The sequence below is a fragment of the Streptomyces sp. NPDC043738 genome, from assembly GCF_056436545.1.
On record NZ_JBWKCJ010000040.1, the window covers coordinates 14,764 to 36,629 of the forward strand.

The following is a 21,866-nucleotide window of genomic DNA, read 5'->3' on the forward strand; positions in this document are numbered from 1 at the left end:
GAGGCGACGCGAGCGCACCGCGGCCGCGAGGGTTTCCCCGCTCCCCGAGAGCCGGGGGAGAGCGGTGGGCATGCTGAGGAGGGCGCGATGCGGGGACTGCCGGCGGCCGCGCGAGGGTACATCGGCTGCGTCGCGCTGGCCGCGACCCTGTGCACCGCCCCCGCGTTACGGCTCGGTGCCGGCGCCCCCTGGACCGGCGCCCTGGCCCTGGCCACCCTCTACGCACTGTGCGAACAGGTCCGCCGGCGGCCGCTGTCCGGCGGCCGGGCGCCGTACGGGACGCCGTCGTACGCGGGCCCCGGCTGGGCCGCTCCCGTCCTGCTCGCCGCGGCCTTCCTGCTGCCGCCGCCGCTGGCCGCGCTGACCGCCGTCCCCGGAGCGCTGCTCGCACCGGCCGACGCCCGTTCGGCCGCCGCCCGCCGGGTCTGGCACGCCGCCGTGCCGGCCCTGGCCTGCTGCGCGGCCGCCGAGGTCTTCCGGGCGATCGGTCACCACCCGCTGTCCGCGCCGCGGTTCCCCGACCTGCTGCTGCCCGCCGCGGCCGCCGCGGTGGCCTTCTGCGCGGTGCCGGCCGCGCTGGAGGGCGGGGTGCTGGTCACCGCCGAACGCCACCCCGTACGCACCGCCTGGCGCGGGCTGCTGGCCCGCTCGCTGGGTCCGCACCTGGTGCACGGCCTGGCGGGGCTGATGATGGCCGTGCTGTGGTGCAGCTCCTACGGGCCGCCGGCGGCGCTGCTGGTGCTGCTGCCGATGCACCTGTCCTGCTGGGTCTTCGACCGCTACCACCGCGAGCGCGCCGCCCATCAGGCCACCATCCGCGCCCTGGTCCAGGCCGTGGACATCAAGGACCGCTACACCCGCGGGCACAGCGAGCGGGTCGGCCGCGCCTCGGTGATGATCGCCCGGGAGCTGGGCATGGCGGAGGACCGGATGGAGGTGCTCCGGTTCGCCGGAATCCTGCACGACGTCGGCAAACTCGGCGTCCCGACCCGGTTGTTGCGCAAGGACGGGCCGCTGACCCCGGAGGAGCGCCGGGTCATCGAGCTGCATCCGGAGTACGGGCACGAGATCGTGCGGGGCATCGGATTCCTGGGGGAGGCGCGGTCGGCCATCCTGCACCACCACGAGCGGCTGGACGGCCGGGGCTATCCCTACGGCCTGAAAGGGCATCAGATCCCCGAGTTCGCCCGGGTGGTGGCGGTCGCCGACGCCTTCGACGCGATGACCTCGACCCGCTCCTACAGCCGGGCCCGCCCGGTGCCGGTGGCGGTCGCGGAGCTGCGCAAGTGCGCCGGCACGCAGTTCGACCCGCGGATGGTCCGGGCGCTGGCCGCGTCGCTCGACCGCTACGGCTGGCACCCGGACCTGGTGACGGCGGCGGACGGGGAGCCGCCTTCGGCGCGGGGCGGTAGAGGAAACGTCACGCCTGAGGCGGCGGACGGGCCGGACGGCCGCACCGTGCCCGCTACGGTGGCGCCCGGGCCGGCGCCGGAACGGGCCGGGGGGCCGGGCGGCGGGGTCGCGGCGACCGCACGGACGGAGCGGGCCGCAGAGCCCCGGCGGGGCGGTGTGCGATGACCGCCCCCGAGGAGCCCGCCGGCACCTGGCGCCCCGGCGTCCTGGGCGGTCGCCGCGACCGCACCGCCCGCCCCCGCCGGCCGGCCGTCCCCGGCGGCGCCGTCGTCGCCGCCGTCCACGCCCCGGCCGCGGCCCTGGCCTGCTGGTCGCTCGGCCGGACGCTGTGGGACGGGCTGGACCGGCCGGGGGTCGCGCTGGCCTTCGGCGTGCTGATCGCGGTCGGTGAGCTGGTCGGGTGGGGGCCGGCGCCGGCGGGCGGGCACCGGCCGGAGCCGGGGGAGCGGGAGGCCGCACCGCTCGGCGCGGCCGGCGCGCTCGCGTATGCGCTGCTCGGCGAGGCCGGCGGAGCGCCCACCGCCCACGGCGTCCCGCAGACCGTGGCCGTCGTCCTGGCGGCCGGTCTGGTGGGGCTCGTCCCGCGGCTCGCGCGCGGCCGGGGGCCGGCGCTCGACCCGCTCGCGCGCCGGGTGCTGACCGTCGGCTTCGCCGCCACCTGCTTCCACCCCCTGCACACCACCGGGGCGTTGGGCGGCTGGGCGGCGTCCGGGCCCCTGCGCCCGCTCCTGCTGGTCGGGCTGCTGGCGCTGACCGCGCTGTGTGACGCGGTACTGGCGGCGGCGCTCGCCCGGGCCCGTACGGGCTGGCCGTACGGGCCGCTGCTGCGCGACGAGTTGCGGGCGCTGCTCGGCACCGGCACCGCGATCTGCGCCACCGGGGTGGTGATCTCGCTGGCCACGGCGGTCGCTGGGCTGTGGGCGCTGCCGGTGTTCTGTCTGCCGCTGCTGCTGACCCAGTTCGCCCTCCGCCGGTTCGCGGCCGTCCGCGCCACCTACCGCCAGACCATCGCCTCGCTGGCCCGGTCCACCGAGATCGCCGGCTACACCCCGCACGGCCACGCCCGCCGGGTCGCCGCGCTCAGTCGTGCGGTGGGGCGCGAACTGGGCTTGAGCGAACCGGACTTGGACGTACTGGAACACGCCGCCCTGATGCACGACATCGGCCAGCTGTCGCTTCTGGACCCGGTGCCGGACGGGGCCACGGCGCCGCTGCCGCCCGCCGAGCAGCGCCGGATCGCCCTGCTGGGCGGAGCCGTTGTCCGGCAGACCGGCGTCCCCGCGGAGGTGGCGGTGATCGTCGAGCGGCAGGCCGATCCGTACCGGGACCAGCCGGTCACGGCCCGTATCGTCCGCACCGTCAACGCCTACGACGACCTGTCGGGCGGTGCCGCGGGCACCGGAGGCGCGCTGCGCGCCTTGGAGCGGCTGCGGCTGGCCACCGCGCGGGAGCACGAACCTCTGGTCGTCGAGGCGCTGGCCCGGGTACTGGGGCGCGGCGGCGGGCTGGTGTGACATGAGTGACCTTGTGGGGCGTGGGTCACGGGCCTGCCCGTCCGATCCGTCCTGCGGAACCCCTTCACGGACGGCTATCCGCCGGTAAGGTCGGAAATGGCCCCGGAAGGGCCGTGAGCGGCTCTCCCACGGGCCCGCGGGTCCGTCATGGTCCCGCGGGCTCCGAACGCCCCGAAACCCCGTGGTTGAGCCGTCGCCGGGCGCCCGGCGGGAGGGAACCCATGGGTAATGAGCGCCCTTCGAGATGGGCATGGTTGGATGCGAAGGAAGCCCCCCACAGGGGGATTCAGGGGGGCGGGCGAAGGCAAGGAGCCGCAGGGGGCACAGCAAACCAGGCTGAGCCCGACGGCAATCTGTGGCAGGTTGTCGAGTAGGTCCCCAGCAGGGCCCCGGGCGCCGTCCGGGACACCTCCGGAGCGGCATCGAGAGCAACCAGCAGGCGGGAATCGTGAGGATCTTCGGCAAGGTACGGCACCGGCCCTCCGCCTCGTGGCGGCAGGCGACCGACCGCGCTTTCACGCTGATCGGCGACGGCCGTTACGACGACGCGGGCGCGCTGCTGACGCGCGCCGCGGACATGGAACCGTGGCTGTCGGAGTCCTGGTTCAACCTCGCCCTGCTGCACAAGTTCCGGCACGACTGGGAGCAGGCCCGGGCCGCCGGGCTGCGCGCGGTCGCCCTGCTGGACCGCGAGACCGGGGCGCCCGACTGGTGGAACGTCGGCATCGCCGCCACCGCCCTGCAGGACTGGCCGCTGGCCCGCCGCGCCTGGCAGGCGTACGGCCTCAAGGTGCCCGGCGAGGGCTCGCCGTCCGGCGAACCGCACGGTATGGCCCTGGGCAGCGCCGCCGTCCGGCTCTCCCCGGAGGGCGAGGCCGAGGTGGTCTGGGGCCGCCGACTGGACCCGGCCCGCATCGAGGTGCTGTCGATCCCGCTGCCGTCCTCCGGGCGGCGCTGGGGCGAGGTGGTGCTGCACGACGGCGTCCCGCACGGCGAGCGGACCACCGTCGACGCCGACGGGGCCACCAGGGCGTTTCCGGTCTTCGACGAGATCGAGCTGTGGGCGCCCTCCCCGGTGCCCACCTGGGTCGTGCTCCTGGAGGCCGCCACGGAGGCCGACCGGGACGCCCTGGAGCAGCTGGCGGCCGACGCCGGCTTCGCCGCCGAGGACTGGTCCTCCTCCGTCCGGCTGCTGTGCCGTACGTGCTCGGAGAGCCGGATGCCCAGCGACGAGGGCGACGGCGAGCACCTGGACCCGCACGACCACAGCGAGCCGGGCCACCCGGGCCCGCTCGGGCACCGCACCGCCGGCTCGGGTTCACTGTGGGTACCCGAGCGCGAGTGCGGTATCGCCGCCCCGTCGGCCCTGGTCCGCGGGCTGCTGGACGGCTGGGTCGCGGACAGCCCGGACACCCGGGAATGGCGCGACCTCGAAGAGGTCTGCTGAGCGTCCGCCCGCGCCGCCGTAGGCTGTAGGACGACTAACAGGGTTTTGAGGAAGGCGTACGGCGGAGATGGCCCAGCAGCCTGTGTTTGACCAAGACGGTGACGAGCGGGTGGACGACGAGTTCGTCGACGACGTCACGGATGCCGAGGAGCGGGAGGCCGCCCATCGTGGGCGGGGTACCTCGCGGCCGATCACGGTCGTCGGCAATCCGGTGCTCCACAAGGAGTGCAAGGACGTCACGGACTTCGGCGACGAGCTCGCCGGGCTGATCGACGACATGTTCGCCAGCCAGCGCACCGCCGAGGGCGTGGGCCTGGCCGCCAACCAGATCGGTGTGGATCTGAAGGTCTTCGTCTACGACTGCATGGACGACGAGGGCGTCCGGCACGTCGGCGCGATCTGCAACCCGGTGCTGGACGAGCTGCCGGCCGAGCGCCGGGTGCTGGACGACTCCAACGAGGGCTGCCTGTCCGTGCCGGGCGCGTACGCCGAGCTGGCCCGTCCCGACTACGCCGTGTGCCGCGGCCAGAACGCCGAGGGCGAGCCGATCGCGGTCCGGGGCACCGGCTACTTCGCGCGCTGCCTGCAGCACGAGACCGACCACCTCAACGGCTACCTCTACATCGACCGGCTCAGCAAGCGGGACCGCAAGGCCGCGCTGAAGCAGATGGCCGAGCTGGAGCCGCGCTACCCCGTCGTCCCCAACGACTGAGGCGGGCGGGGGCCCGGTCCCGGGGGGGGGGGGGGGGGGGGGGCGGGGGGGGGGGGGGGGGGGGGGGGCAGCCCGCCCCCCCCCCCCCCCCCCCCCCCCCCCTCGCCCCCCCCCCCCCCCCCCCCCCCCCCCCCCCCCCCCCCGGCCCCGTCAGGACGCCTTCTGGTAGGCGCTCCAGACCTTCGGGGGGAGGGTGGTGCCCAGCCCCGTGTCGTCGCCGCCGACGCCCTGCATCGGCAGCAGCTCGGGCGCGCCCGGCTTGTTGCGGAACATGGTGACGGCCGTGGTCGGCTCGGCGTCGGCGTCGGCCCCGGCCGCGCGGTCGGGGCGGATGCCGCCCCAGTCCTCCTTGCCCGTCCCGGGGCCGGGGCCGAATTCCGTCCCGGTGGACGACGGGCTGCCGATGAACCACGCCGACTTCATCCGGTCGCCCGGCTCGGTGCGGCCGGCCGCGACCGGCCGCTTGGCCGCCGCCTCGTCCGGCGCCCCCAGGGTGCGCCAGCCCAGCCCCTCCAGAGTCGCGGAGACCTGCTGGGCGACCCCGGCGTCGAGGACCTGCTGGGGCTCGGCGCGGTCGAAGCCGCGGATCTTCCTGCCGTCGTAGGTCATCGACGTCACCGCGTAGGGGTCGGCGTGCAGTCCGCCGTTGGCGAAGGTGGTGTAGGCGCTCGCCATCCGGATCGCGCTGGGCGCCGAGGTACCCAGGGGGAAGGTCTGCTCCAGGGGCGCCATGCTCTCCTCGCGCAGCCCCGCCTCCACCGCCAGAGCCCGTATCCGGTCCAGGCCGAGGCGCTGCCCGGCCTGCACGAACGGCGGGCTCTGGGCCTTCATCAGCGCCCCGCGCAGATCCCCGACCTCGCTCTCCCAGTCCACCGGACTCATCTCGTCGGTGTCCTCGGGCTGCTCGGTGTCCTCGTCGGGCCCGTCGACCTGCTGCTGGAGCGCGGTCGCCAGCACGAACGGCTTGAAGGCGGAGCCGGCCGGGACGGCCGAGGTGTCGGCGTTGTTGCTGAAGTGCCGGGTGGCGTCCGTGCCGCCGTACAGGGCGAGGATCGCCCCGTCCTTGGGGCGTACGGAGGCCGCGCCGAACTCGACGTAGCTGTCGGCCGCGCGCTCCTTCGGGTCGAGGTTCTCGCGGCGGACGTCGCTCACGGCCTTCTCCAGGCGGCGGGTGAGCTGCTTGTCGAAGGTGGTGTGTATGCGGTAGCCGCCGCGCGCCAGGTCCTTGTCGGTCAGGCCGGTGCCGGCCTGCACGAACTTGTTGGCGACGTCGATGAGATAGCCGATCTGGCCGGCCTGGCTGGTGGGCTTCGACAGTGTGCGCGGCTCGGGGAACGTGCGGTACTTGGCCCGTTCCTGCCTGCTCATCTTGCCGGTGGCGACCTGCCGGTCGAGTATCCACTTCCAGCGTTCCACGGCCCGCTGGTGATTGGCCTTGCTCAGCCCCGGGTCGTACTGCTCGGACCCCTTCAGCAGGGCGGCCAGCAGCGCGCCCTGGCTGGGGTTGAGCTTCTTGGCGTCGATGCCGTAGTACGCGTGGGCGGCCGCCTGGATTCCGTAGGAACCGCGGCCGAACCAGCTGGTGTTGAGGTAGCCGCGCAGGATCTCCGGCTTGGACTTCTGGTTGCTCACCTTCAGCGAGAGGATGAACTCCCTCGCCTTGCGGGTGATCGTCTGATCCTGCGAGAGATAGGTGTTCTTCACATACTGCTGGGTGATGGTGGAGCCGCCCTGGGTCTCCTCGCCGGAGACCATGTTGACCACGGCGCGGGCGATGCCCTGCAGGGAGACGCCGGGGTCGCTGTAGAAGGTGGCGTTCTCCGCGGCGATCACGGAGTTCTCGACCGAGTCGGGCACCTTGTCGAGGGTGACGTTCTGCCGGTTGACGGCGCCCACGCTCACCATCTGGCTGCCGTCCGCCCAGTAGTAGACGGTGGCTTCCTGCCCGGCGAGCTCGTTCTCGTTCGGAATGTCGATCGTCGCGTACACGACAGTGAACAGCCCCGCCAGGCAGAGGATGCCGAACGAGAGGGTGCCGAGCCACAGCCGCCATGACGGCAGCCAGCGGCGCGGACCCTCTCGTCCCTGGCGCGGATAGTCGATGAACCGACGACGCCCCTTCGTGGCCTTCATGTCCACAGAGATGTGGTGGCCGCGGCTCCGGTTGCCGAGGTAACAGAACGCTCACATTGGCGCATGACCAGGGCTGACGGGGCGTCGCAGGTCCTCCGGTTCCCCCGGTCTAGAAGTCGTCGTCGAAGGAGACCGAGCCCTCGACGGCGACCTGGTAGGCGGAGGCCCGGCGCTCGAAGAAGTTGGTCAGCTCCTGGACGTTCTGCAGCTCCATGAAGGAGAACGGGTTCTCCGAGCCGTACACGGGAGCAAATCCCAGGCGCTGCAGCCGCTGGTCGGCGACACACTGGAGGTACTCGCGCATCGACTCGGTGTTCATGCCCGGCAGGCCGTCACCGCACAGGTCGCGGCCGAACTGCAGCTCGGCCTCGACGGCCTCCCTGAGCATCTCGGTGACCTGCTGCTCCAGCTTGTCGTCGAAGAGGTCGGGCTCCTCCTCGCGGACCGTGTCCACCACCGAGAAGGCGAAGTCCATGTGCATGGACTCGTCGCGGAAGACCCAGTTGGTGCCGGTGGCCAGCCCGTGCAGCAGACCGCGCGAGCGGAACCAGTAGACGTAGGCGAAGGCGCCGTAGAAGAACAGCCCCTCGATGCAGGCCGCGAAGCAGATCAGGTTCAGCAGGAAGCGGCGCCGGTCGGCCTTGGACTCCAGCCGGTCGATGCTCTCGACCGAGTCCATCCACTTGAAGCAGAACTCGGCCTTCTCCCGGATGGAGGGGATGTTCTCCACGGCCGCGAAGGCGGCGGCACGGTCGTCCGGGTCGGGGAGGTAGGTGTCCAGCAGCGTCAGATAGAACTGGACGTGCACCGCCTCCTCGAAGAGCTGACGGCTCAGGTACAGCCGCGCCTCGGGGGAGTTGATGTGCTTGTAGAGCGTCAGCACGAGGTTGTTGGCGACGATCGAGTCACCGGTCGCGAAGAACGCGACCAGCCGGCCGATCATGTGCTGCTCGCCCGGCGAGAGCTTGGCGAGGTCGGCGACGTCGGAGTGGAGGTCGACCTCCTCCACGGTCCAGGTGTTCTTGATCGCGTCGCGGTAGCGGTCGTAGAACTCCGGGTACCGCATGGGCCGCAGGGTCAGCTCGAAGCCCGGGTCCAGAAGGTTCTTCTCACCGGTGGTGGCGGTGTGCGTCGCCGAAGCGCTGGTTTCGGTGGTCATTACTGGCAGGCCTCGCAGGACTCGGGGTTTTCCAGGGAGCAGGCGACCGCCTCGGGGTCGGTGGCCTGCTGCGGGACGGGTACGGGGACGGTGCCGCCGGCGGCCGCGGTGCCGCGGGCCGACTGGGCGATCCGGGTCGCCGGCCGCGAACGCAGGTAGTACGTCGTCTTGATGCCGCGCTTCCAGGCGTAGGCGTACATCGAGCTGAGCTTGCCGATGGTCGGCGACGCCATGAAGAGGTTCAGCGACTGGCTCTGGTCGATGAAGGGCGTACGGGCCGCGGCCATGTCGATCAGGGCGCGCTGCGGGATCTCCCAGGCGGTGCGGTACAGCGCCCGGACCTCCTCGGGGATCCAGTCGACGTCCTGCACCGAGCCGTTCGCCTCGCGCAGCGCGTCACGGGTCCGCGCGTCCCACAGCCCCAGGGCCTTGAGCTCCTCGATCAGATACGCGTTGACCTGGAGGAACTCACCCGACAGCGTCTCGCGCTTGAAGAGGTTGGAGACCTGCGGCTCGATGCACTCGTACACGCCCGCGATCGAGGCGATGGTCGCGGTCGGCGCGATCGCCAGCAGCAGCGAGTTGCGCATCCCGGTCGTGGCGATCCTGGTGCGCAGCGCCGCCCAGCGGTCCGCCCAGCGGGGCTCGGCGTTGGGGTAGTGGTCGGGGTGCAGCACACCGCGGGCGGTGCGGGTCGCCGACCAGGCCGGGTGCGGGCCGTGCCGCTCGGCGAGAGCGGCGGACGCCTCGTACGCGGCGAGCATGATCCGCTCGGAGATCCGGGTCGACAGCTCCCGCGCCTCGGCCGAGTCGAAGGGCAGCCGCAGCCGGAAGAAGACGTCCTGCAGGCCCATCAGGCCCAGACCCACCGGGCGCCAGCGGGAGTTGGAGGCCCCGGCCTGCTCGGTCGGGTAGAAGTTGATGTCCACGACCCGGTCGAGGAAGGTGACGGCGGTACGGACCGTGGCGTCCAGCTTCTCCCAGTCCATCGCCTCCTCCCAGCCGGCGGCCTCGTTGCCCAGGTGGGCGGCGAGGTTGACCGACCCCAGGTTGCAGACCGCGGTCTCCCCGTCGTCGGTCACCTCCAGGATCTCCGTGCACAGGTTGGAGGAGTGCACGACCTGGCCGGGCTCGGCGGTCTGGTTGGCGGTGCGGTTGGCGGCGTCCTTGAACGTCATCCAGCCGTTGCCGGTCTGCGCCAGGGTGCGCATCATGCGGGAGTACAGCACCCGGGCCGGGATCTGCTTGAGCGCCCGGCCCTCGGCCTCGGCCCTGCGGTAGGCGGCGTCGAACTCCTCGCCCCACAGGTCCACCAGCTCCGGGGCGTCCGAGGGGGAGAACAGCGACCAGTCGGCGTCCGCCTCCACCCGGCGCATGAACTCGTCCGGGATCCAGTGCGCGATGTTCAGGTTGTGGGTGCGGCGGGCCTCCTCACCGGTGTTGTCGCGCAGCTCCAGGAACTCCTCGATGTCGGCGTGCCAGGTCTCCAGGTAGACGCAGGCGGCGCCCTTGCGCCGGCCGCCCTGGTTCACGGCCGCGACCGAGGCGTCCAGGGTGCGCAGGAAGGGCACGATGCCGTTGGAGTGCCCGTTGGTGCCGCGGATCAGCGAACCGCGGGCGCGGATACGGGAGTAGGACAGGCCGATGCCACCGGCGTGCTTGGACAGCCGCGCCACCTGGTGGTAGCGGTCGTAGATCGAGTCCAGCTCGTCCAGCGGCGAGTCCAGCAGGTAGCAGGACGACATCTGCGGGTGGCGGGTGCCGGAGTTGAACAGCGTGGGGGAGGAGGGCAGGTACGACAGCGAGCTGGTGAGGCCGTACAGCTCGGCGACGTCGTCCAGGGCGCGCTCGCTGCCGTCCTCGGCGAGGCCGCAGGCCACCCGCAGCAGGAAGTGCTGGGGCGTCTCGACGACCTGGCGGGTGGTGGGGTGGCGCAGCAGGTAGCGCGAGTGCAGCGTGCGCAGCCCGAAGTACCCGAACCGGTCGTCGGCCCCGTCGGCGAGCGCCTGGTCGACCAGGGCGTCCAGCCGGGCGGCGTGGGTCCGTACGAACTCCGCGGTCTCGTCGGCGATCAGCCCCTCGCGGTGGCCGACTTCGACGGAGGCGGAGAAGGCGACCGCCCCCTGTTCGGCCGCCTCCTCCGAGATCGAGAGGGTGAGCAGCCGCGCGGCGAGCTTGGAGTACTGCGGCTCGTCACCGATCAGCCCGGCCGCGGCCTCGATGGCCAGCGACCGCAGTTCGGACTCGCCCGCGCCCTCGTACCGGCCGCGCAGGGCGGCGGCGGCCACCTTGCCGGGGTCGGTCGCGGTCAGGTCCTCGGTCAGCTTCGTCAGGGTGCGCAGCAGCGCGACGCCCGGACCGTCCTGCCCGGCCTCGCCCGGACCGCCGGCGGGCGTGGTCACCGCAGGCTGCACGACCTCGGCGTCTGACGCGGGTTCCGTTGGCGCGATGGTCACGTGATGCTCTCCCTCACTCGGCGGGGGCCAGGAGGGGCGGGGCGCGACGGCCGCACGCGCGCGTGCGGCACCCCGTGACGGCCAGGGGTGCGCGGGCACACCGCGCGGCGTCCACCGGCCCAACCCTCGGGGCCCGGACGTATCGACGTCCGCACCGATGGCGGTGCGGGCGTACCGTCGGCAGGTCCTCGGACTTCACGGGCGCGCGGCAGGGCCCTCATCGGGCCACTGGGCGCGCTCTTACACCGTTGCGGGACAGTTCCGGATTCCCACCGGATTCCCCTGCGGCGACAGCGAGGACGAGCATACATCTTGTGCTGCTCCCCGCGTGCACCCCCACATCTTGTGTCGCCACCTCATACCACTCCGACAGGTGTGCGAAGTGCCAGGGGGCGGGGGAGCGCCCGGAACGGCCCTCAGGCCGGGCCTGGAGCGCCTTTCAGGCCACGTCCCGCGCGAACGCCCAGAGAGTGATCCCCGGTACCGGTTCCCAGTCCCGCTCTTCCGCGCGCGCGAACCCCAGCCTGCGGTAGAGCCGGTGCGCGGGCAGTACGTGCCGCGGCGTGGACAGCACCATGCCGCTCAGCCCGAGTGCCCGCGCCCGCTCCAGACACGCCGCCACCAACGCCTCCCCGACCCCTCGTCCGCGCCCCTCGGGCCGCACCGCGAGCATCCGGAACTCGCCCTCCCCGGGCCCCGCCAGCTCCGCATACGGACTCCCGTACGCGGAGAAGGTGACCGTCCCCACCACCCGCTCGTCCGGCCCCTCCACGGCCACCAACACCTCGGCCTGCTCCGCCCGTTCCGCCACCTCCCGCAGCTTCGCCGCGTAGGCGTCGCGCTCCCCGGATACCAGCAGCCCATCGGCCAGATAGACCGCCACCAGCAACTCCCCGACCGCACCGAACTCCGCCTGGCGCACGGGCCTGATCGTGATGTCCATGGGGTCAAGTGTGGGGGGCGGGGCCGACGGCGGGGTGGGTGTCGGCGGGCTCGGCTATCGTCGGTTCCGCACCTCCCTGCTCCGCCCGTTGGAAGAAGGAGAAGGCCCGATGACCGCGCTTGCCGACCGGCCACACGTCATGGAGACGGAGCACTTCGAAGAGGCCGCCCGGATACTCAGCCGCCTGGAGAAAGGCGCTCGGCTGGAATTCATCGACGGGAAGGTCAGGAGCAAGCCGATGCCGGACGGGGCCCACGGGCGCATCATTCAGTGGCTGACGCGCATCTGTTTGCAGCAGCGGCCCGAACTCTGGCTCAACCCCGACCAAGGTCTCAAGGTGCAGGAGTACCGCGCAGGCCGCGCCCGGCCGGACGGCACGCTCGCACACATGGACGCCTTCAACGTCTCGGGCGAGTGGGCAGACCCCGATGCCGTACTCATGGTCGTCGAGGTGACCTCCCACGACTCCGACACCCATCAGCGCGACAGGGTGGAGAAGCCTCGCGCCTATGCGGAGACCGGTATCCCGCTCTATCTGCTGATCGACCGGCAAGCTTGCGAGGTATTGGTCCACAGCCAGCCTGACGGGGTCCGCTACGAGACGGTCAACACCGTTCCCTACGGCAAGCCCCTGCTTCTGCCCGACCCGGTGAACATCACCCTTGAAACCGAGGCTCTGAAGGACTGGGCGGACTGACCGCCCCACCTCCGACAAGCGAACGGGCCGCCGCGCCCAGGAGGAGCGCGACGGCCCGTAGCCGCAAGCGAGCCGGTGGCGTCAGTGCCCCGCCGGTGCCCCCGCCGTAGCAGGCGGCAGCTCCGCCGAGACGCCCTCGTCGCCGGCGTCCGCGGTGTAGTCGCCGGGGCTGGTCTCGTCGACGCCCTCAGGGGCCTTCATGGCCTTCAGGGCGAACGTCAGCACGACCGTCACCACGACGTTCAGGACGAAGGCGGTCAGGCCGATGTAGCCGATCTCGCCGATGCCGGGGATCTCCTTGCTGGAGCCGCCGAAGTGGGCCTGGGTCGGGCTGGCGACGCCGTACGCCGCGAGCGTGCCGTAGAGCATGCCGGCCGCCCAGCCGGTCAGCAGCGCCCAGCGGTGGAACCAGCGGGTGAACAGGCCGCCGACCAGGGCCGGCATGGTCTGCAGGATCCAGATGCCGCCCAGCAGCTGGAAGTTGATCGCGACGGTCTTGTCCATGGTGAGGACGAAGATCAGGGCGCCGACCTTGACCAGCAGGGAGACCAGCTTGGCGACCTTGTGCTCCTGCTCGGGCGTGGCGCCGGGCTTGAGGAAGTCCTTGTAGACGTTGCGGGTGAACAGGTTGGCCGCGGCGATCGACATGATGGCCGCCGGGACCAGCGCGCCGATGCCGATCGCGGCGAACGCGACGCCGGAGAACCAGCTGGGGAACATGTCCTCGAACAGCTGCGGGATGGCCAGCTGCGGGTTGCCCTGGATGTCCGTACCGGCCTTGACGGCCATGAAGCCGAGCAGCGCCAGGAAGCCCAGCATCAGGGAGTACAGCGGCAGGATCGTGGTGTTGCGGCGGATCACGTTGCGGCTGCGCGAGGAGAGCGTGGCGGTGATCGAGTGCGGGTACATGAAGAGCGCCAGCGCCGAGCCGAGCGCCAGGGTCGCGTACGCCCACTGTGCGTTGGGCCCGCTGGTCAGCTCGCCGCGCGGCTTGCCGGGGACGGCGCCGGGCTCGGCGAACGCCTTGCCGGCCGCGTCGAAGATCCCGTCGAAACCACCCAGTTTGATCGGGATGTAGACGATCGCCACGATGATGACCAGGTAGATCAGCCCGTCCTTGACGAAGGCGATCAGGGCGGGCGCGCGCAGGCCGGAGGAGTAGGTGTACGCGGCCAGCACCGCGAAGGCGATCAGCAGCGGCAGGTCCTTGACGAACCAGTTGGTGTGCGCGCCGCCGCCGATGCCCATCACGTCCAGGACGGCCTGGATGCCGACCAGTTGGAGCGCGATGTACGGCATCGTGGCGAGGATGCCGGTGAGCGCCACGGCCAGCGACAGGCCCTTGGAGCCGAAACGGCCGCGGACGAAGTCGGAGGTGGTGACGTAGCCGTGCTTGTGCGAGACCGACCACAGGCGGGGCAGGAAGGTGAAGATGAGGGGGTAGACCAGGATGGTGTACGGGACGGCGAAGAAGCCGGCCGCGCCCGCCGCGTAGATCGCCGCCGGTACGGCCACGAAGGTGTACGCGGTGTAGAGGTCGCCGCCCAGCAGGAACCACGTCACCCAGGTGCCGAAGCTCCGGCCGCCCAGGCCCCATTCGTCGAGGTTGGCGGACTGCTCGGCCTTGCGCCAGCGGGCGGCCAGGAACCCCATGACCGTCACGGCCAGGAAGAAGAAGACGAACACGGCGAGCGCCACGCCGTTGACGCCCTGGGTCGAGGAGGCCGCGAGCGCGGTGGAGGCGCCCGGTGCGGAGATCACGTCGGTCACTGGTCCGCACCGCCCTTGCGGGCGCGCTGCTCACGCTGCACGAGCTTGTACGCCACCGTCGTCAGCGCCGTCGAGATCAGCACCCACAGCATCTGGTACCAGTAGAAGAACGGGATCCCGATGAGCGTGGGCTCGATCCGGGCGTAGGAACTCACCCACAGCGTCGCCACGAACGGAGCGAGCAGGCACAGTCCGGCCACCACACGTGTGGGTGTGACGACGGGTCTGCTGCTGGGGGATTCGGCTGGCTCTGGCATCGCGTGGCTCCGTCCGTGGCGGCGAACTCCTGTGCAATCGGCTGAAAATCTATGGCAGAGCCGTGGCACGCGTCACTAGCTGTCCGCATATCGGTACGAAGAATCCGAGGGGGAGGAGCGGTCGGCGGGCCGGGTTCACTCCGTGGGGCGCTGCAGCCTCGCCACGAACTTGTAGCGGTCGCCGCGGTAGACCGAGCGCACCCACTCCACCGGCCGGCCCTGGGCGTCGAGCGAGTGCCGCGAGAGCATCAGCATCGGCAGGCCGACGTCGGTGCCCAGCAGACCGGCCTCGCGCGGGGTGGCGAGCGAGGTCTCGATGGTCTCCTCGGCCTCCGCGAGACGGACGTCGTAGACCTCGGCCAGCGCGGTGTAGAGGGAGGTGTACTTGACCAGGTTGCGGCGCAGCGCGGGGAAGCGCTTGGCCGACAGGTGGGTGGTCTCGATGGCCATCGGCTCCCCGCTGGCCAGCCGCAGCCGCTCGATGCGCAGCACCCTGCCGCCGGGGGCGATGTCCAGCAGACCGGCCAGCCGGTCGTCGGCGGTGACGTAGCCGATGTCCAGCAGCTGGGAGGTCGGCTCCAGGCCCTGGGCCCGCATGTCCTCCGTGTAGGACGTCAGTTGCAGCGCCTGGGAGACCTTGGGCTTGGCCACGAAGGTGCCCTTGCCCTGGATGCGCTCCAGCCGGCCCTCGACGACCAGTTCCTGCAGCGCCTGGCGCACCGTCGTGCGGGAGGTGTCGAACTCCGCGGCGAGGGTGCGCTCGGGAGGTACCGGGGTGCCGGGCGGCAGGGTCTCGGTGATCTCCAGCAAGTGCCGCTTGAGGCGGTAGTACTTGGGCACCCGTGCGGTCCGCGTGCCGCCGCCGCTCTCCGCGCTGCCCCCGTCGGTCTCCATGGCCCGCCTCTCCGACGCCTGTCGTGCTGCCGTCACCGGCTCCTCCGTACGTAGCGGCTCACATCGTGGCACGCGTGGGTTCGTTGTGCTCCCTCGCAGGTCCCGGCGTGCCGGATGTCGGTCCGGTAACGGACCTGACAGCGACTCTTATACACCCTTGACACCCCAAAAGGTCTAGGCCAAGCTGCGGGCACTGGTCTAAACCATTAAAGACCACACCCGGCCTTTAGGGGAGAGCGCAATGAAGCGTGGGCTCATAGCAGCGACGGCGGTCGCGGGAATGCTGGTGAGTGTCGCTGCCTGTGGGTCCAGCGACGGCAACAAGGCGGGCGCCGATGGCTTCAAGGGCCAGAAGCTGACCGTTTGGGTGATGAGCGGTTCGAACCCGGAGCAGTGGAGCAAGCAGGTCTCCGAGCAGTTCAAGAAGAAGACCGGAGCCACCGTCGAGTTCAAGGTCCAGCAGTGGAACGGAATTCAGCAGAAGCTGAGCACCGCCCTCTCCGAGGACACCCCGCCGGACGTCGTCGAAATCGGTAACACCCAGACCGCCGCCTATGCGAAGGCCGGCGCCCTGGCCGACCTCGGCGATCTGAAGAAGGAGATCGGCGCCGACTGGAACGACGCCTTCAACAAGGCCTCGCTCGTCGACGGAAAGCAGTACGCGCTGCCGTGGTACGCCGGCAACCGCGTGGTGATGTACAACAAGAAGATCTGGGCCGAGGCGGGACTCAAGGAACTGCCCAAGACCCGCAACCAGCTGTTCAAGGCGCTGGACGCCATCAAGCGGAAGACCGACGCCGAGCCGCTGTACCTCCCCGGCCAGAACTGGTACTTCCTCGACGGGCTGACCATCGGCACCGGCGCCGACCTGGTGAAGAAGCAGGGCGGCAAGTGGGTCTCCAACCTCGGCGACCCCAAGGTCGCCAAGGCCATGGACATCTACAAGCAGTACCAGGCCTTCAGCACCGCGCCGAAGAACAAGGACGAGGCCACCCCGCAGCAGGCCGAGGTCTTCGCCAAGGGGAAGACCGGCGCCGTCATCGCCATGGGCTACGAGGCCGCCACCGCCATCAAGGCCAACCCGAAAATCAAGAACGACATCGGATTCTTCACCATTCCCGGTGAGACCGCGGCCAAGCCCGAGGGCGTATTCCTCGGCGGTTCCAACTTCGCGGTCGCCGGCATGGGCAAGAACCAGGAACTCGCCAAGGAATTCCTGAAGATCGCCCTGTCGAAGCAGAACGACGGGCAGATGGTCAAGGAGGCCGGCTGGACCCCCAAGTCCCCGGACCTGGCCGGCGCCGCAAAGGAGAACCCGGCGGCCGCTGCCGCCGCCCCCGCGGCGCAGAAGTCCGGCGGCACCACCCCGCTGATCGCGCAGTGGGCCGCGGTGGAGAACGTACCGAACCCGATCAAGAGCTATATGACGGCCGTGTTGAACGGCACGTCCCCGGCCGACGCCGCCAAGGACATCGCGTCCGAGGTCAACGCGCGGCTCGCCAAGCAGTAGGCCCCGGCAGCCTACGGGGCCGGCCGGCACCGGCCCCGTACGCCCGCCGCCGGCGCACCGAGGTTCCACGGCAACAAGGGGGAGCAGCGACCCATGGCAGTGCAGCTCGACGACGCGGCGGCGAAGGCCGAGCCGCGGACCGGAAAGGGCGGCGATCCGCCCGCCCGCCGCGGCGCGGGAGGCCGACGGGCCGCCCGCGGCGCGCCCCGTCCCCCGGCCCGCCGCACCCCGTACCTCCTGCTGCTGCCCGCCCTGGCCGCCACCGCGGTCTTCCTGGGCTGGCCCATGGTCCGCAACCTGCTGCTCTCCTTCCAGAACCTCAACATGAAGGAGCTGATCCAGCATCTGACCGACTGGCGGGGGATCGGCAACTACCAGGAGATCCTGGGCAGCGAGCAGTTCTGGCGGGTCACCGGCCGCACCATCGTCTTCACCGCGGTCAACGTCGTCCTGATCATGGTCCTGGGTGTACTGATCGGACTGCTGCTGGCCCGCCTCGGCAAGAAGATGCGGCTGGTGCTCTCCCTCGCGCTGGTGCTGGCCTGGGCCATGCCGGTGATCGCCGCCACCACCGTCTTCCAGTGGCTCTTCGACTCCCGCTACGGCGTCGTCAACTGGGTGCTGGACCGGCTCGGCTGGCATGCGATGGCCCACTACGACTGGGTCGGCACCCAGCTGTCGACCTTCTTCGTGATCACCGTGCTGATCGTCTGGCAGTCGCTGCCGTTCGTGGCGCTCAACCTCTACGCGGCCACCACGACCATCCCCAAGGAGCTCTACGAGGCGGCCCGGATGGACGGCGCCGGCACCTGGAAGGTTTTCACCTCGGTGACCTTCCCGTTCCTCAAGCCCTTCTTCCTGGCCACCACGTTCCTCGAAGTGATCTGGGTCTTCAAGGCGTTCCCGCAGATCTTCGCGATCAACGAGGGCGGCCCGGACCGGCTCACCGAAACACTGCCGATCTACGCCTTCACCGAGGGCGTCGGCAACCTCCACTTCGGTATGGGCGCCGCGATCTCGCTGCTGACGATCGTGGTGCTGCTGGCCATGACCGCGTACTACCTGCGTCTGACGCTCCAGCAGGAGCAGCAAGAGGAGAACGAGCGGTGAAGCCCTCCCTCGCCGGCCGCATCTGGCCCAACGCCACGGCGCTCGTGCTCGCCGCCGGCTTCGTCTTCCCGGTCTACTGGATGTTCAACACGGCCTTCAAGCCGACCCGGGACATCATCAGCGAAGACCCCGTGTGGTTCCCCTTCCACGGCACCCTGGAGCACTTCGCGACCGCCGTGCACGCCCCGAACTTCTGGACCCTGGCCGGGAACTCGGTCGTCGTGACCGTGCTCGCCGTCGGACTCTCGCTGGTCATCGCGCTGTGCGGGGCGTTCGCGCTCACCCGGATGCGCTTCAAGGGACGCCGCGGCATCCTGCTGACCTTCATGGTCGCCCAGATGGCCCCCTGGGAGGTCATGGTGATCTCGATCTACCTGATCGTCCGGGACGCGGACATGCTCAACAGCCTGGTACCGCTCACCTGCTTCTACCTGCTGATGGTGCTGCCCTTCACCCTGCTGACCCTGCGGGGCTATGTCGCCGCGGTGCCCAGGGAACTGGAGGAGTCCGCGATGGTCGACGGCTGCTCCCGCCGCCAGGCCTTCCTCAAGGTCGTCTTCCCGCTGCTGGCACCCGGACTGATGGCCACCTCCCTGTTCGGCTTCATCACCGCGTGGAACGAGTTCCCGCTCGTGCTGGTCCTCAACAAGGAGCCGGCCATGGGCACCCTGCCGTTGTGGCTCTCGCAGTTCCAGAGCCAGTTCGGGGACGACTGGGGCGCCACCATGGCCGCCGCCTCGATCTTCGCCGTCCCGATCCTGGTCCTCTTCCTGTTCCTGCAACGCAAGGCGGTCGGCGGTCTCACCTCCGGCGCAGTGAAGGGATAACGCAGTCCATGACTCCCGTAGGCTCCGCACGCTCGGTACGCGCCACCGACACCCTCACCCGCGACGCGCTCGCCGTCCTCCAGCCCGGTTTCACCGGCACCACCGCCCCCGACTGGCTGCTGCGCCGGCTCGACGAGGGCCTGGCCGCCGTCGGCCTCTTCGGCCGCAACATCACCGACCCCGCGCAACTGGGCGCCCTCACCGCCCAGTTGCGCGGCGCACGCGAGGACGTCCTGGTCGCCATCGACGAGGAGGGCGGCGACGTCACCCGCCTCGAAGTGCGCGGCGGCTCCTCCTTCCCCGGCAACCACGCGCTGGGCGCCGTGGACGACACCGCCCTGACCCGCGGCGTCGCCCGCGAACTCGGCCGCCGGCTGGCCGACTGTGGCGTCAACCTCAACTGGGCGCCCTCCGCCGACGTCAACTCCAACCCCGCCAATCCGGTCATCGGCGTCCGCTCCTTCGGCGCCGACCCGCAGCTGGTCGCCCGGCACACGGCCGCCTACGTCGAGGGGCTGCAGTCGGCGGGCGTCGCCGCCTGCACCAAGCACTTCCCCGGCCACGGCGACACCGCGGTCGACTCCCACCACGACCTGCCGCGCATCGCCGCCGACCTGCCCACCCTCCAGGAACGCGAACTGGTGCCGTTCCGCGCCGCCGTCGCCGCCGGCACCCGGGCCGTGATGAGCGCGCACATCGTGCTGCCCGCCCTGGACGGCGACCGCCCGGCCACGCTCAGCCCCGCCGCCCTGCACGGCCTGCTGCGCGCTCCGGCCGGCGAGGGCGGGCTGGGCTTCGACGGGCTGATCGTCACCGACGGAATGGAGATGCAGGCCATCTCCGCCACCTTCGGCATCGAGCGCGGCAGCGTGCTGGCCGTCGCGGCCGGCGCCGACGCGATCTGTGTGGGCGGCGGACTGGCCGACGAGGACACCGTGCTGCGGCTGCGGGACGCCCTGGTGAGGGCGGTGCGCGAGGGCGAGCTGTCGGAGCAGCGGCTCGCCGACGCCGCGGCACGGGTGCGTGCCCTGGCGCGCTGGACACGGAGTGCGGGCGCGGGGGAGGGGGCCGTGCCCGCACCCGGGATCGGCCTGACCGCGGCCCGGCGGGCGCTGCGCGTCACCACCGCCGGCCGCCCCTACGAGCCGCTGACCGGCCCCGCCCACGTCGCCGCCTTCACACCGCTGGCCAACATCGCCGTGGGCGACGACACCCCCTGGGGCGTCGGCGCCGAGCTGGCCCGGCTCGTGCCCGGCACCGAAACCGCCGCCTACACCGCCGAATCCGCCGCCCGCGCCGGTACCCGGGCCCTGGTCGACGGCCTGCTCACCGCCGCCGCCGGCCGACGCGTGGTCGCCGTCGTCCGCGACGTCCACCGCCACCCCTGGATGGCCGACGCCCTCGACGCCCTGCTCACCGCCCGCCCCGACACCGCCGTCGTCGAAATGGGCGTCCCCCAGGCCCCGCCCCGAGGCGCCCTGCACATCGCCACCCACGGCGCCGCCCGCGTCTGCGGCCAGGCCGCGGCCGAAACCCTCATCCGCCCCACTCCGGTACCGCGCACCTGAAGTCCGCGCGGCGACGGTCCTCCGCGCGGCGACGGTCCTCCGCGCTCGGCCGCCCGGGAAAGGTGGCCGAGCGCACTCCGCCCCCTCGGCCACCTGACGACTCGGTGCCTACTGGGCCTACTGTGCCAACTGGGCTGCCGCGTCTACTGCGGCAGGACGACGCGCATGGTCAGGCCGCCGCCCTCGCGGGGTTCGGCGGTGATGCTGCCGTCGTGGGCGCGCACCACCGAGCGGACGATGGACAGGCCCAGCCCCACGCCCTTGTCGCTGCCGGTGCGCTCGGTACGCAGCCGCCGGAAGGGCTCGAAGAGGTTCTCCACCTCATAGGCGGGGACCACCGGCCCGGTGTTGGCCACCACCAGCACCGCACACCCCGGCGCGGGCTCGGTGGTGACCTCCACCCAGCCGCCCACCCGTCGCCCGCCACCACCCTCAACCGGAAGCGCTCCGCGCCCTTGAACGGCGACGTTGTAGCGCACCGCGTTCTGCACCAGATTCAGCGCGATCCGCTCCAGCAGCACACCATTGCCCTGCACGAAGACCTGCTGCCGCACCCCGCGCAGCGCCACCCCCTTGGCCTGCGCCTCCCCCCGCATCTGGTCCACCGCCTGCGCGGCCACCTCCGACAGATCCACCGGCCGCTTGTCCACGACCTTGTTCTCACTACGGGCCAGCAACAACAGCCCCTCCACCAACTGCTCACTGCGCTCATTGGTCGCCAGCAACGTCTTGCCCAACTGCGCCAACTCCGCCGACGCCCCCGGATCGGCCAGCTGCACCTCCAACAGCGTCCGATTGATCGCGAGCGGCGTCCGCAACTCATGCGACGCATTCGCCACGAACCGCCGCTGCGACTCAAACGCCCGGTCCAACCGGTCCAACATCTCATCGAAGGTGTCCGCGAGCTCCTTGAGCTCGTCATCCGGCCCACCCAACTCGATCCTGCGATGCAGATCCGACCCCGCCACCCGCTGCGCCGTACGCGTGATCCGCCCCAACGGCGCCAGCACCCGCCCCGCCATCGCATAACCGAACGCGAACGCCACCACCGTCAGACCCACCAGAGCGATCAGCGAGCGGTGCAGGAAGGTGTTCAGCGCCAGTGCGCGCTGGTCCTGGACGCAGTCGCCGATCGCCTGGTTGATCTCGCCGGCCGTGCCGACCGCCGGCAGGTGGGGACAGTCGACATTGCCCACCCTGACGTCACTGCCGAAGACCCTGAACTCGGGGGTGCCGTCCTTGAGGGTGTCGGCCGCCAGGATGTAGATGATCGTCAGCAGCACGATCCCCGCCATCAGGAACATGCCGCCGTACAGCAGCGTCAGCCGTATCCGGATGGTCGGCCGCAACCACGGCGCCGGACGACGGCGCGGCCCAGGACCCCGGGTGGACTCAGGGCCCCGGGGCGCCTCAAGGCTCCGGGGCGCCTCAGAACTCCCCTTGGGATTCGCACTCC

Annotated in this window: 17 protein-coding genes and 1 riboswitch; of the genes, 9 read left to right on the top strand and 8 right to left on the bottom strand. The window is 71.4% G+C overall.

The genetic code is table 11. The features are described 5' to 3' along the window. Positions 1 to 87: 87 nt before the first annotated feature. The 4 genes from AC0680_RS34300 to def all read left to right on the top strand — a co-directional run bounded on the left by AC0680_RS34300 (position 88) and on the right by def (position 5,086). The gene (locus AC0680_RS34300; protein WP_478636750.1) at positions 88 to 1,578 is read left to right on the top strand and encodes an HD-GYP domain-containing protein; all 1,491 of its coding nucleotides are present in this window, start codon (positions 88 to 90) and stop codon (positions 1,576 to 1,578) included. Beyond that, a complete protein-coding gene (locus AC0680_RS34305; RefSeq protein WP_478636752.1) occupies positions 1,575 to 2,927 on the top strand; it encodes an HD-GYP domain-containing protein in 1,353 nt (450 codons plus the stop codon). The genes AC0680_RS34300 and AC0680_RS34305 overlap by 4 nt, the downstream gene beginning before the upstream one ends. 448 nt (positions 2,928 to 3,375) lie before the next feature. Next, on the top strand, positions 3,376 to 4,374 hold the full coding sequence (locus AC0680_RS34310; RefSeq protein ID WP_384433858.1) for a tetratricopeptide repeat protein: 999 nt from the start codon (positions 3,376 to 3,378) through the stop codon (positions 4,372 to 4,374). Between the two features lie 67 nt (positions 4,375 to 4,441). After that, positions 4,442 to 5,086 (top strand): peptide deformylase, encoded by a 645-nt coding sequence (gene def / locus AC0680_RS34315; protein ID WP_478636754.1) that lies wholly within the window; start codon positions 4,442 to 4,444, stop codon positions 5,084 to 5,086. Between the two features lie 150 nt (positions 5,087 to 5,236). Here the strand turns inward: def and AC0680_RS34320 are convergent, their stop codons facing one another. The 4 genes from AC0680_RS34320 to AC0680_RS34335 all read right to left on the bottom strand — a co-directional run bounded on the left by AC0680_RS34320 (position 5,237) and on the right by AC0680_RS34335 (position 11,777). Continuing rightward, on the bottom strand, positions 5,237 to 7,219 hold the full coding sequence (locus tag AC0680_RS34320; protein ID WP_478636756.1) for a transglycosylase domain-containing protein: 1,983 nt from the start codon (positions 7,217 to 7,219) through the stop codon (positions 5,237 to 5,239). A 109-nt stretch (positions 7,220 to 7,328) separates the two neighbouring features. Then, positions 7,329 to 8,378: a ribonucleotide-diphosphate reductase subunit beta gene (locus AC0680_RS34325; protein ID WP_478636757.1), complete on the bottom strand. Its 1,050-nt coding sequence runs from the start codon at positions 8,376 to 8,378 to the stop codon at positions 7,329 to 7,331. Beyond that, complete coding sequence (locus AC0680_RS34330) at positions 8,378 to 10,834, bottom strand: ribonucleoside-diphosphate reductase subunit alpha (protein WP_478636759.1); 2,457 nt, start codon at positions 10,832 to 10,834, stop codon at positions 8,378 to 8,380. The genes AC0680_RS34325 and AC0680_RS34330 overlap by 1 nt, the downstream gene beginning before the upstream one ends. Positions 10,835 to 10,996: 162 nt before the next feature. After that, positions 10,997 to 11,147, bottom strand: a riboswitch (cobalamin riboswitch). Between the two features lie 126 nt (positions 11,148 to 11,273). Further along, positions 11,274 to 11,777, bottom strand: a complete 504-nt coding sequence (locus tag AC0680_RS34335; protein ID WP_478636761.1) for a GNAT family N-acetyltransferase — start codon at positions 11,775 to 11,777, stop codon at positions 11,274 to 11,276. Positions 11,778 to 11,886: 109 nt separating this feature from the next. Here AC0680_RS34335 and AC0680_RS34340 point away from each other — a divergent pair, with 109 nt between their 5' ends. Further along, positions 11,887 to 12,474, top strand: a complete 588-nt coding sequence (locus AC0680_RS34340; RefSeq protein ID WP_478636763.1) for a Uma2 family endonuclease — start codon at positions 11,887 to 11,889, stop codon at positions 12,472 to 12,474. Between the two features lie 81 nt (positions 12,475 to 12,555). On the opposite strand, the gene mctP is transcribed toward AC0680_RS34340, so the two are convergent. The 3 genes from mctP to AC0680_RS34355 form a co-directional block, all read right to left on the bottom strand. Beyond that, positions 12,556 to 14,235, bottom strand: a complete 1,680-nt coding sequence (gene mctP / locus AC0680_RS34345; protein ID WP_478636837.1) for a monocarboxylate uptake permease MctP — start codon at positions 14,233 to 14,235, stop codon at positions 12,556 to 12,558. 5 nt (positions 14,236 to 14,240) lie between these two features. Further along, positions 14,241 to 14,501: a DUF3311 domain-containing protein gene (locus tag AC0680_RS34350; protein WP_384433880.1), complete on the bottom strand. Its 261-nt coding sequence runs from the start codon at positions 14,499 to 14,501 to the stop codon at positions 14,241 to 14,243. 135 nt (positions 14,502 to 14,636) lie between these two features. Beyond that, complete coding sequence (locus AC0680_RS34355) at positions 14,637 to 15,395, bottom strand: GntR family transcriptional regulator (RefSeq protein WP_468974897.1); 759 nt, start codon at positions 15,393 to 15,395, stop codon at positions 14,637 to 14,639. A gap of 241 nt (positions 15,396 to 15,636) precedes the next feature. Here AC0680_RS34355 and AC0680_RS34360 point away from each other — a divergent pair, with 241 nt between their 5' ends. The 4 genes from AC0680_RS34360 (at position 15,637) to AC0680_RS34375 (ending at position 20,410) form a co-directional block, all read left to right on the top strand. Continuing rightward, positions 15,637 to 16,905 carry an extracellular solute-binding protein gene (locus AC0680_RS34360; RefSeq protein ID WP_478636765.1) on the top strand — a complete coding sequence of 423 codons (1,269 nt, stop codon included), beginning with the start codon at positions 15,637 to 15,639 and terminating at the stop codon, positions 16,903 to 16,905. A 93-nt stretch (positions 16,906 to 16,998) separates the two neighbouring features. After that, the gene (locus AC0680_RS34365) at positions 16,999 to 18,015 is read left to right on the top strand and encodes a carbohydrate ABC transporter permease (RefSeq protein ID WP_478636767.1); all 1,017 of its coding nucleotides are present in this window, start codon (positions 16,999 to 17,001) and stop codon (positions 18,013 to 18,015) included. Continuing rightward, positions 18,012 to 18,842, top strand: coding sequence for a carbohydrate ABC transporter permease (locus AC0680_RS34370; RefSeq protein WP_478636769.1), 831 nt, complete (start codon positions 18,012 to 18,014; stop codon positions 18,840 to 18,842). Before AC0680_RS34365 ends, AC0680_RS34370 begins: the two co-directional genes overlap by 4 nt. Positions 18,843 to 18,850: 8 nt before the next feature. After that, the gene (locus AC0680_RS34375) at positions 18,851 to 20,410 is read left to right on the top strand and encodes a glycoside hydrolase family 3 protein (RefSeq protein ID WP_478636771.1); all 1,560 of its coding nucleotides are present in this window, start codon (positions 18,851 to 18,853) and stop codon (positions 20,408 to 20,410) included. 143 nt (positions 20,411 to 20,553) lie between these two features. Here the strand turns inward: AC0680_RS34375 and AC0680_RS34380 are convergent, their stop codons facing one another. After that, on the bottom strand, positions 20,554 to 21,759 hold the full coding sequence (locus AC0680_RS34380) for a sensor histidine kinase (RefSeq protein ID WP_478636773.1): 1,206 nt from the start codon (positions 21,757 to 21,759) through the stop codon (positions 20,554 to 20,556). Positions 21,760 to 21,866 lie beyond the last annotated feature (107 nt).